Origin of the sequence: Acidaminobacter hydrogenoformans DSM 2784 (assembly GCF_900103005.1) — a bacterium.
Taxonomy (GTDB): Bacteria; Bacillota; Clostridia; order Peptostreptococcales; family Acidaminobacteraceae; genus Acidaminobacter; species Acidaminobacter hydrogenoformans.
In genome coordinates this window covers 15,326-29,554 of the sequence record NZ_FMWL01000010.1, presented here as the reverse complement: position 1 = coordinate 29,554, position 14,229 = coordinate 15,326, and the positions used below count along the sequence as shown (strand labels likewise).

15 protein-coding genes are annotated in these 14,229 nt (G+C 49.2%); 7 read left to right on the top strand and 8 right to left on the bottom strand.

From position 1 onward, the window contains the following. Window positions 1-60 precede the first annotated feature (60 nt). Both BLP63_RS10140 and BLP63_RS10135 read right to left on the bottom strand, forming a co-directional pair. Window positions 61-492, bottom strand: coding sequence for a universal stress protein (locus tag BLP63_RS10140; RefSeq protein ID WP_092591168.1), 432 nt, complete (start codon window positions 490-492; stop codon window positions 61-63). Window positions 493-656: 164 nt separating this feature from the next. Beyond that, window positions 657-1,877: a chloride channel protein gene (locus BLP63_RS10135; protein WP_092591166.1), complete on the bottom strand. Its 1,221-nt coding sequence runs from the start codon at window positions 1,875-1,877 to the stop codon at window positions 657-659. 211 nt (window positions 1,878-2,088) lie between these two features. Here BLP63_RS10135 and BLP63_RS10130 point away from each other — a divergent pair, with 211 nt between their 5' ends. After that, complete coding sequence (locus BLP63_RS10130; protein ID WP_092591164.1) at window positions 2,089-2,412, top strand: thioredoxin family protein; 324 nt, start codon at window positions 2,089-2,091, stop codon at window positions 2,410-2,412. A 178-nt stretch (window positions 2,413-2,590) separates the two neighbouring features. Here the strand turns inward: BLP63_RS10130 and BLP63_RS10125 are convergent, their stop codons facing one another. From BLP63_RS10125 to BLP63_RS10115, 3 genes are read right to left on the bottom strand one after another with little or no spacing between them, the layout of a single operon-like run. Then, complete coding sequence (locus tag BLP63_RS10125; RefSeq protein WP_092591162.1) at window positions 2,591-3,601, bottom strand: DUF364 domain-containing protein; 1,011 nt, start codon at window positions 3,599-3,601, stop codon at window positions 2,591-2,593. Window positions 3,602-3,659: 58 nt separating this feature from the next. Next, complete coding sequence (locus BLP63_RS10120; protein WP_092591160.1) at window positions 3,660-4,793, bottom strand: XdhC/CoxI family protein; 1,134 nt, start codon at window positions 4,791-4,793, stop codon at window positions 3,660-3,662. Further along, entirely contained in the window at window positions 4,794-6,191 is a 1,398-nt protein-coding gene (locus BLP63_RS10115) for an aldehyde dehydrogenase (RefSeq protein WP_242870872.1), read from the bottom strand. Window positions 6,192-6,488: 297 nt separating this feature from the next. Here BLP63_RS10115 and BLP63_RS10110 point away from each other — a divergent pair, with 297 nt between their 5' ends. The 6 genes from BLP63_RS10110 (at window position 6,489) to BLP63_RS10085 (ending at window position 11,985) form a co-directional block, all read left to right on the top strand. Next, a complete protein-coding gene (locus tag BLP63_RS10110; protein WP_092591158.1) occupies window positions 6,489-7,658 on the top strand; it encodes an ABC transporter substrate-binding protein in 1,170 nt (389 codons plus the stop codon). 97 nt (window positions 7,659-7,755) lie between these two features. Continuing rightward, a complete protein-coding gene (locus tag BLP63_RS10105; RefSeq protein WP_092591156.1) occupies window positions 7,756-8,637 on the top strand; it encodes a branched-chain amino acid ABC transporter permease in 882 nt (293 codons plus the stop codon). Then, window positions 8,634-9,740 carry a branched-chain amino acid ABC transporter permease gene (locus tag BLP63_RS10100; RefSeq protein ID WP_330387137.1) on the top strand — a complete coding sequence of 369 codons (1,107 nt, stop codon included), beginning with the start codon at window positions 8,634-8,636 and terminating at the stop codon, window positions 9,738-9,740. The genes BLP63_RS10105 and BLP63_RS10100 overlap by 4 nt, the downstream gene beginning before the upstream one ends. After that, window positions 9,733-10,575, top strand: coding sequence for an ABC transporter ATP-binding protein (locus BLP63_RS10095; protein WP_092591154.1), 843 nt, complete (start codon window positions 9,733-9,735; stop codon window positions 10,573-10,575). Before BLP63_RS10100 ends, BLP63_RS10095 begins: the two co-directional genes overlap by 8 nt. Beyond that, window positions 10,565-11,290, top strand: a complete 726-nt coding sequence (locus tag BLP63_RS10090) for an ABC transporter ATP-binding protein (protein ID WP_456297594.1) — start codon at window positions 10,565-10,567, stop codon at window positions 11,288-11,290. Before BLP63_RS10095 ends, BLP63_RS10090 begins: the two co-directional genes overlap by 11 nt. A 110-nt stretch (window positions 11,291-11,400) precedes the next feature. Beyond that, on the top strand, window positions 11,401-11,985 hold the full coding sequence (locus BLP63_RS10085) for a LysE family transporter (protein ID WP_092591152.1): 585 nt from the start codon (window positions 11,401-11,403) through the stop codon (window positions 11,983-11,985). A 184-nt stretch (window positions 11,986-12,169) separates the two neighbouring features. On the opposite strand, the gene rnk is transcribed toward BLP63_RS10085, so the two are convergent. From rnk to BLP63_RS10070, 3 genes are all read right to left on the bottom strand, one after another. After that, on the bottom strand, window positions 12,170-12,586 hold the full coding sequence (rnk, locus tag BLP63_RS10080) for a nucleoside diphosphate kinase regulator (protein WP_092591150.1): 417 nt from the start codon (window positions 12,584-12,586) through the stop codon (window positions 12,170-12,172). A 157-nt stretch (window positions 12,587-12,743) separates the two neighbouring features. Then, window positions 12,744-13,277, bottom strand: a complete 534-nt coding sequence (locus BLP63_RS10075; protein ID WP_242870871.1) for a helix-turn-helix domain-containing protein — start codon at window positions 13,275-13,277, stop codon at window positions 12,744-12,746. A gap of 27 nt (window positions 13,278-13,304) precedes the next feature. Further along, a complete protein-coding gene (locus BLP63_RS10070) occupies window positions 13,305-14,069 on the bottom strand; it encodes a CPBP family intramembrane glutamic endopeptidase (protein WP_092591146.1) in 765 nt (254 codons plus the stop codon). Window positions 14,070-14,229: the final 160 nt, after the last annotated feature.

Below are 14,229 nucleotides of genomic sequence, written 5' to 3'. Positions count from 1 at the left end.
CCATCAGTGGATTTGGACCCATCAGTTATTGGTATTTCACGTCAGCCGGTGAAGCAAGTCTTATTCACGAATGACAAACACCGGTACACTGGAATGATGGACGACCTTATTCGTTACAGAACCAATCAATAGTCTCTTTGCCGCGCCCATTCCATGGGTACACATCATGATCATGTGAAATCCGCCTGATTCCGCAATTTTGACTATGCTTTCTGCAGGATCTCCAGTCACAGTCATAGTTGTAATGGCATCAATTCCTGCCGCCCTTAGCTTTTCTTCAAAGCCAGCCAGCATTTCTTTGGATGGTGTTTCAAGATCCAGTGGCGGCACAGCATACACAACGCCAGCTTCATTATTGTTTCTGACGCGATCTGCAGAAATGACATTAAGGAGTGTGACCTCATAATTCATTTCTGGCACAAAATCCTTCAAATAGCTTATCACTTTCTCCGGAACAGTCTTTGAATCTATAGGTAGCAGCATTTTCCTCATAATATCTCATCTCCTTGACAGATGGATCCAAGAATAGGTTCTATACAGGCATGTTTAATGGACATGCTTCCTGTTTTACTCTTACCCTGTTTTAAGACAACTATTGGCCAATGTGAAAACATAAGCCCATAAATATTTCACCCCATATTGATGAAATTATGACGTCAGTAGTCAATTTCCTTATCCTCATCCAACAGCTTCTCCAGTAAAGCCTCATTAAGTGGCTTATCCCCTGTTCTGATGAGCATGCCATTGACGATCAGGGATAAAACAAGCAGATAGGGGATCCAGCCGTAGTTCCCCGTCAGCTCCGCCGCCAGCAGCGCCCCAGTGAACGGTCTTCTCAGAATTACCGTACTGACAAGGGCAATGCCAAGGACTATGTAAGCATTATACGCCAGCGCAGCTTCACTAAAATACTCTATTGAAACAAGCGCCGTCACACTGCCTAAAATCCCGCCTATGGCCAAAGTCGGAAGGAACACACCTGCAGGAACACCAGAACTGAGACAAAATAACGAGAAGATAATCTTTCCTGCCAATAATGCAACTGCCGTCCCAAGTAGAAGCGTCGCCCCACGCTCAGCCATTAAATCAAACAGAAGAATACCGCCACCCAAAATTTTGGGCATTGCTTTGCTGAAATAAAACGTCATTAAGAACGGCAAAAAAATCAGCGGACGCCATCTGTAAAGTCTCCCCAGCCACAACTGGGTAATTTTATAGGTCAGCCCAACCAGCAGTGATGCCGCAATTAGAAATCCCAAGCCCTGCCAGGAAGGATAAGTCTCCATCTTAAACCTCAGCGTTGGTGCAGTACCAAACAGCCAAAGCCGAATGCCCAGTGCCGTGGCCATCATAAACGTCAAACTAAAGAGCCTCTCAGCCTTGAGCTTCATCTGATACTCCTCAATCCCAAAGGCAATGGCCGCCATGGGAACGCCATACAAAACAGCGAACGCGGTCATGGCGCAGCTGAGAAGAAAATCATTGTTCTTCTTCCCCTTCAGAATAAGTTGCCCAAAATAGGCCCCCAGCTGAATTGCCGGTCCTGCGCTCCCGGCAGATAAGCCGAGGCCATTCATTAAAACAACTGAGCTGAATTTCAGTGGCAGCTCGGCAGCGGGCTTCATTTCCAGCTGATTTAAAAGGACGCCTTTAAGCTGAGGGCAACCGGAGCCACGAATCATAGGGTATTTAAGCTTAAAGTATTGCATCAAAACCGCTGAAGCCAGAAGGACGCCAACATAAAAAACTGGATCCCCCGTCGTCAAACGGGTAAAGACATCCCAATCCAGCAATAGAATCTTAAAAAGACTGATGCTCAGACCAATAAAAATGCCTGCGAGCAAACATTGATGCCACGGCTTATACGCGATCCTCATTGCCCTCACCCCATGCGAAACTGCATGTCATATTTTGAAGATTCATACCCAAATATTGTCTCTTACACACCGCCCCCAATACCCGTGGGGGGTAGACAAATTTGCAAGGATCGTGGTATGATAGCGTTTGTGAAGCATATTTACAACTGGTCATGAAAATTAGAATAAAAAGACCCATACTCATAAATTTCTTTCAGTAAAGGAGAACATTATGCCCAATCTCATGATCCCCATAGAATCCAAAGCCCATCTGACGCAGCTTCTGGAGAGTGAAGAGATCCTCGTCGTTTATTTCAGCTCAGTGGACTGTAGTGTCTGTCACTCCGTCCGACCAAAGCTTGAGGCTCTTTTATCAGAGGTTCCCGTAAAAATTGCCCAGGTAGAATCCACCAAATTTGTAGACATTGCCGGACAGCATCTCATCTTTGCCATGCCTACGGTGCTCATTTTTCAAGAAGGCAAAGAAATCCTTCGGGAAAGCCGCTTTATCGACTTTCAAAAGATCGAGCGTTTAATGAGCCTGGCTTTTGATTAGGACAATGGGGGCGACCGGCGCACGTTCCATTTCCTCAGCTCTGTACATTAGGAAGACCATCGGCAAAAAATATGCCGATGGTCTTTTTCACTTCCACTCTGCAAATGTGGGACTATTTTAAACGCTCTAACCTGATTTCAGTGCCTTCACCGTTTTTCGGATCATCACCCTAATCACATCAGACCACTCTGACCGCTTTCTTGATCGTCATCCGCTGCACGTGGCCAATCCCACCGGCCAAGGAAATGATTTTAAACAATTCGTCCTTTTGCGCCGCATCCCACCAGGCCCCTGCCAGCACCGAAACGCCCGTGCCCCGGTAGGCCTCAGGATACATGGGCGCTGAAGCGCCAACAAGAATGATGTCCCTGGCATTTGTACACATGGATAACAGCGCGTCCAGACTCTGATTGATCAGCGTCGTTCCGCTGATAATGACAATGTCGCATTTAGGCAGCAGCTCGGCCTGCTGTTCCATAGGCGCAACTTCAGCGTCGCCTTTTTCATACATGGAGATGGCCTGATCAAATACAATGAGTGACTTGGCCTGCTGGGCAAAACGCTTGGCGATGCCTGGAATCATCCCAATCATGCCAACCGTGTCCTCCGCTGTAACCTCCAGGCCAAAGAACGGATGACGGTCATTGTCAACGGGCAGACCAAGCTGACGGGAACCCGCTGTCAAAACCGCAACGCCCACACCGCGCTGTACATCATTTTGGCCCTCTTTGGCCATCAAGGCAACCTCATAGGCGTTCTTGCCAATAATCTCCTGCGCAAAGCCAAACGCTGAACAGCCAGGAGGCAGGGATTCCCTTAAAGTGTAAGCGAGGCCCAAGTCACCGTTGTCAAGCTCAATGGCCATCAAGGCAAGGCCTATGACCGCGTCTTTAATCGTGCGCATTTCGAGATAGGGCTGCGCGACTGCGAGGAGGTGGTCTATGACCATCGGCATCACATTTTTGGGGTTTTCCTCCCCAATCGAAGCCATCAGCGCCTGATGGAGCGCTTCAGCAGGCACCTGGTATTCCTCTGGCACCTCAACATGGCCCCAGCCCATGGTCATCTGGTATAAGCCGTCAAATACCAGGCTGCCGTGGTCGACAACCGTATGGGGAATGCCTTCTTCTTCGAGGATGGCCGCGAAACGGTCCGCCTCAAAGGGATTATTCAGGAAAATTTTGTGCACCCTGTACACCTCCAGTTTTCTTTATGCTGTACTGTGAACCGGCGAAGCACCACGGCTGCTAAACAGGCGTGATCAGCACCTTCATGGTACCGCCGCAGACCATGCCCTCGTCTTCGGCCACCTGACCGGTCATGTCTATGTCCAGGTATCTGAACCTGCCGTCCCGGATCACGTCCCGGGCGGTCTGAATGGCTTCTCCTTCACTGCAGCCACCGCCTATGCTGCCAATGGTTCTGCCGTCCATCCATACCACCATCTTTGCCCCTTCTCTTCGAGGAACGGAGCCTTTGGTCTCCACCACCGTCACCAATGCCCTGGTCTCCTGATCCGGTTTTGCGAGCTCACGCAGCACCGTCAAATCCAGTTCCGGCCAGTTATTGGCTTTTCTGTTCGCTTTATCACCTTTTCGCTTGTACTGAATCACCTGAGCCAGGATTGAAATTGCTATTTCCTCCGGTGTCACCGCCCCAATTTCGAGTCCAATTGGCGTGCAGACCGACGCGAGCTTATCCGGAGCCTGCCCTTCTGAAAGGAGCAAGTCCTTCAGACCGGTGACTCTGCGCCTGGAACCAATCATCCCAACATAAGCGGTTTCGTATTTGAGAACGTTTTCCAGACACACTTTGTCATAGCGGTGTCCACGGGTAACAATGACTACAAAGGTTGCTTTGTTGAGCTTAAGGCTGTCAAAGCTATTGTCGAAGCTGTCACAAATAACTTTATCCGCCGCTGGAAACCTGAAATTATTCGCGAAAAACGGCCGGTCATCTACAACAGTGACCTTAAAGCCGGCTTTGGCGCCAAATTCCGCCAAAGGGACAGCAATGTGCCCGCCGCCCAGAATCACCAGCTGCGCCTCCGGGAAATAGGGCTCTACAAGGGTTGCAGTCCCATCTTCAGCCTGCTCAAAGGTAAATTCGCCGCGCTGGAGACCGCCTTCAATGAAGGCGGAAAGTTCCAGCGCATCATCAGACAGCGCCTCACTTTCGTTAGGCTCGCTATTCGTAAAAAGTTTTTTCGCGAGAACATTCCCCTCTGACGCCTGGTTTAAAGTCGTCGCCAGGACAGCTCTGTGTCCTGATTCCAGCGCGTCCATAAGCGTCTTGAACAGCTGACAGTCATTTGCAGATGCACCGTGCGCTCCAGCTGCACCAGTTTTACCATGTGTACCAACAGTACTTTCCGAGGTCATTTATTTCAGCACCTTTCTCAGAAGCTTCAGCTGCTTCTCATTATATTTGGGGTACGCCAGCGTCACATTAAACCGCCCTTTTTTGAGGACGCTCTTACAATGGGAAAACGTCAAAAAGCTTTGTTTTCCGTGATAGCGTCCAATGCCAGACTGTCCCACGCCGCCAAACGGCAGATTGGGGTGCGCCACATGAGTAATCGTGTCATTGATCGCGACACCTCCGGATGAAATGCTTTCAAGCACCAGACGCTCCACCTTCTTATCTGTCGTGAACAGATAAAGGGCCAGAGGTTTTGGATGATGGTTGATGTCGTCAATCACCTGCCCCAGATCCCTGTAGGTCATAATGGGCAGGAGCGGCCCAAAGATTTCCTCCTGCATCACGGCGGCCTCCCGCCCGGGCACATGCAGCAAGGTCGGCTCAATATGTCTGTGCGCTTCGTCGTGGCCACCGCCCCAGATCACATGAGGCTGATCTTTTGCCATCATTTCTGTAAGCCGCTTAAAATGCCTGTGATTTACAATTTTCCCATAGCCATTTCTTTTGTAATGCTCATGACCCCACATAGCCTGCAAGCTGTCCTTCATGGCAAGGACGAGGGCCGCTTTGACATCCTCATGTACATAAATGTAGTCCGGCGCCACACAAGTCTGGCCGGCGTTTATGGTCTTCCCCCACATAATCCTTTGGGCAGCTTCTTTAATATGGGCCGTCTTGTCCACGATCACGGGACTCTTTCCGCCCAGCTCCAGAGTCACCGGCGTCAGATGCTTCGCAGCCGCCTCCATGACTATTTTCCCCACTTTTGCGCTTCCGGTGAAAAAAATGTAGTCAAAAGTCGATTGCAGCAGCGCCGTGTTGGTCTCCTGCCCACCCTCCACACACGCGACGTACTTTCTGTCAAAAGCGCCCTCAATCACCTTCTTGATGACGCTTGAAACAGCCGGTGTCAGCTCAGAGGGCTTCACCACCGCGCAGTTTCCAGCCGCCAGAGCGCCAATCAGCGGTTCGATCACCAGCTGAAACGGATAATTGAATGGCCCAATGACCAGCACGCTGCCATAGGGCTCACGAACAATAAAGCCCCTGGACGGCTGAAGATACAGCGGCGTCCGCACCTTTTGCGGCTTTGCCCAGCGTTTCAAATGCTTTATATAGTCTGAAAGACTCTTGTAGATGAAGCCAATTTCAGTGGCGTAGGCCTCAACCGGACTTTTGCCGAGGTCTTCTGCCAGCGCCGCCATCAATTCAGCTTCGTGCTTCTCAATGGATGCCCTCAGCCGCTTCAGCTGCCTGACCCTGAAGTCTGACGGCCTGGTCTCCAAGGTACCAAAGTACTGTCTCTGAGCTTCAAGAAGCAGTCCTACTTCTTTGCCAGTCATTTCAAGATCTGTCACGCGCCTCACTCCCCAAAGTGCTTTGCCGATGGTCACCATTACCCCAGCCTCTCCATCAGCCAAATACCATAGTCATCAACAATCATTTTTCATTCTCTCACGATTTAACTTCCTTTCAATTTTATCACGTTCTCCCAGCCTTTGTCCTTCACATGATGCGCAATAGTTGCGAAATAGTTAGAATGTTCAGATTCTCATTGCTAACAAGATTTTAACATTGTATAATTATTCCTGTACAGAGAGATAAGGGTTAGGGGAAGCTTTGTCACACAAAAACACACTTTGGAGGGATTTTAAATGAAGAAGGCAACAACACTGTTACTTATTTTAGTCATGATTTTGTCGCTCTTTACCGGCTGTGCAGGTGAGCCGGCAGCAGACGCAGAAAAGGTCATCAAGATTGGCGTTTTCGAGCCTCAAACAGGTGAAAACGGCGGCGGTGGCTTCCAGGAAGTTCTGGGAATCCGCTATGCCAACACCGTTTACCCAACCGTGGACATCAACGGTGAAACTTACAAAGTTGAGCTCGTCGAAGTCGACAACAAATCAGACAAAACTGAGGGCGTTACGGCTGCCCAAAGCCTCGTCAGCGCTGGCGTATCCGCTGTCATAGGCTCTTATGGCTCCGGTGTTTCCATTGCTGCCGGCCCAATTTTCGCAGATGCTCAAATTCCTGCTGTTGCACCTTCAGCTACGAACCCACAGGTTACAGAAGGCAACGAATACTACTTCCGCGTTTGCTTCCTGGATCCATTCCAAGGTACAGTCATGGCGAACTACGCGATCAAAAACGGCGCTAAAACCGCAGCCGTCATCACGCAGCTCGGTGACGACTATTCTTCCGGTCTCGGCTCCTTCTTCGTCACAGCTTTCAACGAGCTTGGCGGCGCTGGCTCAGTCATCGCTGAAGAGCAGTTCCAGACTAATCAGACAGACTTCAAAGCAATCCTGACGAACATCAAAGCTAAAAACCCTGATGTCATCTTCGCCCCTTCCTCTATCACCACCGCACCGCTCCTGATCAAGCAAGCCCGCGAACTTGGCATCACAGTGCCAATCATGGGCGGCGACACTTGGGAAAACGCTACTATCATTGAGAATGCAGGCGCTGACGCTGAAGGCATCGTTCTCTCCACTTTCTTCGACGAAGCTGAACCCGCAACGGACGAAGCAGCCTCCTTCATCACAGGCTTCAAAGAGTATCTCAAGGCTAACAATCAAGGCGAAATCATCCCTGCGGTTTCCGCACTTGGCTATGATGCCTACATTACAGTTCTCGAAGCCGTTAAAGCTGCAAACTCCACTGAAGGTCCTGCCATTAAGGACGCACTTAAAGGCGTCAGCGTTGTTGGCGTCACAGGCTCCATTACCTTCAATGAAACCGGCGACGCCAACAAGGACATGGCTTTCATCAAAATTGTTGAAAATGGCCAGTTCAAGTTCCTCGAAACTGTCACTGTAGAGTAATAGTCCATTTATAACACTTGCGCCTTGAGTGGGGGTATATGCCCCCACTCATTTACATCTTTATTTGTAATCATGCGTCTTGAGGAGGCATCTTTTAATGGACTTTGCTGTTTTTCTGCAACACTGTTTGACGGGAATCTCGCTCGGGGGTGCCTACGCGCTGATCGCGGTAGGTTATACCATGGTTTACGGTATTCTTCGCCTGATCAACTTCGCCCACGGCGACATTTTCATGATGGCAGGCTACTTCATGGTCTTTGCGTCGGCTACTATGCCATGGTACGTCGCGACCCCCCTCGTCCTTATCGCTACCGTTGCTTTAGGTGTCGTCATTGAACGCGCTGCCTATAAGCCCCTTCGGAATGCCCCGCGAATGTCCATCATGATTTCTGCGATTGGTGTTTCATATCTGCTTCAGAATTTGGCCACTTATCTCTTTACGGCTCTGCCAAGGGGTTACCCAACCCTGACTGCACTCAAGAGAATTTTTCAGATTGGGCCTTTGTCGGCTTCACTGGTGACTTTTATTACCCCAATCCTGACACTTGCTCTCGTCTATGTCCTGATCCTGCTCATCAATCACAGTAAAATAGGCATGGCTATGCGCGCTGTCTCCAAAGACTTTGAAACTGCACAGCTTATGGGCATCAAGATCAACCGGGTCATCAGCTTCACTTTTGCAATTGGCTCACTTCTGGCGGCGATAGGTTCCATTCTGTACTTTACGGACAGAATGACAGTGTTTCCATTCAGCGGAGCGCTGCCTGGCCTCAAGTGCTTTGTTGCCGCAGTTCTGGGCGGCATTGGAAGCATCCCGGGCGCCATGGTAGGTGGCTTCATCCTGGGACTTGGGGAAACAGCCCTGGTCGCCATGGGGTATTCCACTTTCAGTGATGCCTTTACTTTCGTATTGCTGATCATAATGCTTATCATACGCCCAACAGGTATTTTCGGCGAGAAAGTGACGGACAAGGTATGATGAAGATGAATAAGAAACTAAAAGTCGTTTTTTCGGTGCTCCTGCTTTTAATTGCGCTTGCTGCTCTGTGGTATCTGGACGCCAACCGGAATCAGTACAGCTACGCGATCTCGATCCTGCAAAGAAGCGCCATTTACGCCATAGCGGCGGTGGCCATGAACATGCTGACTGGCTTTACAGGCCTGTTTTCCCTGGGACAAGCGGGTTTTATGGCTATAGGGGCATACACCGTAGCCATTCTCACCATTCCCGTTGAAATGCGGGCTAATGTTTACTACATAAACGGGATTGCGGACACACTGGCGAATCTGTCACTGCCTTTCTGGGCAGCGCTGATTCTGGGGGGCGTCCTGGCGGCACTGGTCGGGTTCCTCGTTGGAATCCCTGTCCTGAGACTTAAAAGTGATTATCTGGCAATCGCGACACTGGGATTTTCTGAAATTATTCGCGCCATTATTGCGGCGCCGCAAATGGACAGAATCACTAACGGGTCCTACGGACTCAAGAGCATCCCTGCTTTTGGCTCTATTTTCGAAGTCTTTTTTATTGCAGGGCTTTGTATTTTGCTGATGATTCTGATCATCAACTCCTCCTACGGCCGTGCGTTCAAGGCGATCAAAGAAGACGAAACCGCAGCTCAAGCTATGGGGATCAACCTGTTTAAGCACAAGAGCATGTCCTTTATCATCAGCTGCTTTTTCACGGGCGTCGCCGGGGGACTGCTGGCAGTCTTTATGAGATCCATAGACTCCAAAACGTTCCAAATAGCACTAACCTATGATATCCTTCTGATTGTGGTTCTCGGAGGCCTGGGCAGTATCACAGGCAGCGTCATAGGCGCCTTCCTGATGACCGCAGGCAGAGAATGGCTGAGGTTCTTTGACAATCCCCTCATGATTGGCGGATTCCAGGTGCCACTCTTTAGAACAGGCTTCAGGATGGTCATTTTCTCTTTGATCCTCATGGCAGTGGTCCTCTACTATCGGAAAGGGCTCTTTGGAGATAAGGAGTTCACCTGGGACAGGGTCTACAATTATTACCTTCGGTTGAGGAATCGAATACGTAGGAAGACGCCGGGAAGGGAGGACAAAGGCAATGTCTGATCGAGTTTTGAGCCTTGAAAACGTGACCATGCAGTTTGGCGGCGTCGTCGCGGTCAACAACCTCTCCCTGGAGGTCAACAAAGGTGAAATTGTGGCTCTTATAGGTCCAAACGGCGCCGGCAAAACCACTGCGTTCAACGTGATCACCGGTGTTTACGCCCCAACCAACGGCATGGTGTATTTTAAAGAGAAACCCATCATCAGCAACTTTCCGCAAGGAAAGATGAAAAAGCTGTATTCGGGCGAAAATATGGGGAAATATAGCGAGGTCATTCGAAAGACGCCGGATGTCATCACCAAGCTGGGCGTCGCCAGGACCTTTCAAAATATTCGTCTCTTTAAAAACCTGACGGTCTTTGACAACGTTCTGATCGCCAAGCACATGAACATCCAGTCAAATGTCTTCTCCGCGACCCTGAGACTGAATCGAAAAGAAGAAGCCAACATGCGCAAAGAATCCATGGAGCTCCTGGAGATTCTGGGTCTTGCGCACCTTAAGGATGAGATCTCCTCTTCACTGCCCTATGGACAGCAAAGAAAGCTTGAGATCGCCCGGGCGCTGGCGACCAAGCCAAGTCTGCTTCTCCTTGACGAACCTGCAGCCGGCATGAACCCACATGAGACACACGACCTCACTCAGTTCATTCGGCTGCTGAAAGATGATTTCAACCTGACCGTACTGATGATTGAGCATCACATGAACCTGGTCATGGAAATCTCTGACCGGATTTATGTCCTCGACTTTGGCAAGCTGATTGCCTCGGGCACACCAGCAGACATCCAGAGCAATCAGAGAGTTATAGACGCTTATTTGGGGGTGGCTGATGATGAGTAATGACATCCATCTTAAAATTTCCAACTTGAGCGTCGCCTACGGCGGCATTCAGGCCGTCAAGAATATTTCCATTGACGTACCCCGTGGGAAAATCGTGACATTGATTGGCTCCAACGGCGCTGGAAAGAGCACGACACTGCGGACAATCGCAGGCGTCGTAAAACCTAAGGAAGGCTCTATCCTCTTCAACGGGGAGGAGATCCTGGGCAAATCGCCGGATGATATCGTCACCCGGGGGATTACGCTGGTGCCTGAAGGTCGAAAAGTCTTTAGCGATCTCACAGTCTTCGAAAATCTTAAGATTGGCGCTTATGTCCACAAGCATAAGCTGGACGACGACATTGCAAAGGTCTACAAACTTTTTCCACGGCTGGAGGAGCGGGCCTGGCAGTATGCCGGCACCTTGTCCGGCGGAGAGCAGCAGATGCTCGCCGTAGGGCGGGCGCTGATGAGCCGTCCAAAGCTGATCATGATGGATGAGCCGTCTCTGGGCCTGGCCCCACTGATCGTCAAAGATATTTTCAACATCATCAAAACGGTCAATGCCGAGGGCATTACGGTTCTGCTGATCGAGCAAAATGCCAACCTGGCGCTGAAAATCGCAGACATGGCCTATGTCATGGAAACGGGTGTCATCACTATGGAAGGTACCGGTGCTGCGTTGTTGGCAGATGAAAGCGTTAAAGAAGCTTATCTTGGAAAGAGAAAAGAATAATTCCAAATTTGAGAGCCACATTAGTGGCTCTTGTTTTGTAATAAAGTTATAGTGAAAGCTATTAATTGATCCGCATCTCTGAGGATCACAAATTTAGGAGCTGAATACCAATGCCTAACGTCGCCGCATTTTTATCTTATTCCATCATTACAATTTTTACACCTGGTCCAAATAACATTATGTCCATGTCCAACGCAAGCCGCTATGGCTTTAAGAAAAGTCTGCCCTTTAACGTGGGTGTTTTCTTTGGGTTTCTTGTGATCTTAGGCCTGAGCAGTCTCTTCAGTGTCACCTTGTTTGCCCTCATTCCCAATCTCAAGCCTTTCGTCACAGTCATAGGTGCTGCGTATATTCTCTGGTTGGCCTGGAAAACCTATCACAGCAAGCCGATTGATGCTGCAAAAGACGTGAAGCACACCAGCACAGTAGGCACAGGGATCCTTCTTCAATTTGTGAATCCAAAGGCCATCCTCTTCTGCTTGACGACGCTGTCGACGTTCATTGTGCCCTATTATAATTCTTTCTATGTGGTGATGCTCTTCGCACTTTTCCTCGCCTCACTGACCTTTGTGTCGACATGCTGCTGGTCGTTGTTTGGCTCGGTATTTCAACGGGTTCTGAAGAACCACCAAAAGCTGATCAATACAGTCATGGCACTGCTTTTAGTCTATTGTGCCGCTTCGCTTTTTTTATAGTCTTTCAGGACGGGACAGGGGCGCACCATGCGGGACTGGGCCGCACCAAATTGGTCTGGGCAAAGACCATCGGCAAAATCCTCAAAAAATAACGAAGGGAGCACTCGCGTGCTCCCTCTTTCTTTGAAATTGTCGCGCCACCTTCTCGCGGATCGCCTTCGAAAACTCCTATGTGGCCGGTCGCCTAAAGCTCGAAGTCACCAGACGCCTCTGGCTGATACAGGACTTTTTCTATGCGCAACCGCACGGTCCCGGCAGGGACTTGCCATTCGACCTCATCACCCTCCTGATAGCCCAGCATAGCGGTGCCAATGGGCGCCATGACGGAAATCTTGTTTTCAAGGAAATCCGCATCCTCAGGGTAAACGAGGCTATACTCAGTAACCTCCTCTGAATCCAGATGCTTTAAAAGAAACTTGGAATTCATGGTGATGGTTCCCGCTGGGATGTGTTCCGGGGAAACCACCTGCGCGCGCTCAAGCTCCATCTGCAGGTCCTTCAGCTCTTTGGATTCTCTCGCTTTTCCGAATTCACGTTCATGGGCTGCCAGTTTTATTAAACGTTCCTGGTCTATTTTTGTCAACACGATTGCTCGACTCATGGTCTCCAGTTCCTTCCTTTCCGGATAAAATACAGGGGAGCCCCGTTAGGACTCCCTTTTTCTTTAGTATAGCTGATGTTTCTAATTTTGTAAATGGTTGGGTGTTTTTGTTTAAGCTGAGCGACGCGTCACCGTCTTAGTTTACAACGCTCCAAGTCTATTGTTTTTCATCCCCTGGCATCAGCGCAAAGGAAAACTTACGCAGCCGCCCTTCCGACTTAGCATTTGGACCAAGATATTTAACCAAAAGATCGCTAAAATCCTTAAGAAAATCATCACAAACTTCGTCCGTCATATAAATGGGATAGCTTCTGAAGCCAACGCGGTCGTTGACCAAATCATAGTTCGGCCCCGCAATATAATTTGAGAAATCCATAAGCATAGACATGGCAAAGGTGTAAAACAATTCGTAGTGGGCGTCCCTGTCTCCGGAAGCCACAGCTTCTTCTATAGCTTCAAAGGGCTGAGATCTCACTCTGTAGGTTTTTTCCACAGTTCCGCGGACGGGTGTTTCTGATATAACCTCAAGTATGCCTATTTCAAATAGCTTTTTAATATGTCGATATAGGCTGGCAATAGGCACACCGGGAACCGCCTCAGCAATTTCCTTTGACGTCGCTGTGCCCTTTTCTGAGATAACTTGAACAATTTTCATCCGTACAGGGTTCAATAATTCACTGAGTACCTTCATAGCGATCCCTCCCCGTTGGTATATTCTTTACAAGAAAAGCGGCATCAGGACGAGTTGATTGAAAACATGCGCCATGATATGCGCAAGCATGGCATAAATCAGCCCTTTCTTCCAATAGAGCCATCCAAATCCAATGCCAGCAAAACCATTCAAAAGCAGCGATCTGATCACAATGGGCACAGAAAGTCCTATCATTTGAGCCGTCGCAGGCAAATGCCCCAGTGCGAAGAGCAGCGCAGAAACCGAAATGGCAATCCAAGCCTGGAGGTCACTGACATGACGTTTTGCAGGCTCCAGCCCCTCTGCTGCATTTTGTTTTTTCTGGGATCTGGTCAGAAGCCATAGAATGACTGTCATAAGCCCCAGCCGCAAAAGGACCTCCTCAATGATACCGCCATAGAGTACAGCTGCTGCAAGATATAAAGGCGAAAAGCTGAAGCTTTCCATTGCATCAGGAAGATACTGCATAAAAACAAATTTTTCAGCTAACGTTATAACCAGTGAAGAGGCAAAGCCAATCGCCAAAGCAGCCAAAATGCCACTTTTGTCCGGGAGCTTTGCTTCAGGGAGCTCCAGCTTTGTTCTGAGCTTGAATCCAATTGCGGCTGCGACTGCCGTCAACACAGCTGTTTGAAGACCAGAGACCACAAAGAGCATTCCCAAAGAACCCAACTGGTCCATAAGAGCACTGGCCAACTCAGGCGCCATGGTCAAATACTGATAATAAGCGATCAGTATACCGGAAGCAGCGCCAATCAGGGCTAACCACACTACTTTAGTCATAGCTTTCATAACTGTACCTCCATTTTCCTGTTTCAGTATGCAGCAGCAGTTTCATTTTCATATGAGATATTATTATCATTTATGATAATAATATCTCACGAAAATTTAACAAAGTCAACTCAAAAAGTTCAAATTTTACACCTATTCATTGATTAAATCACGGCGCACA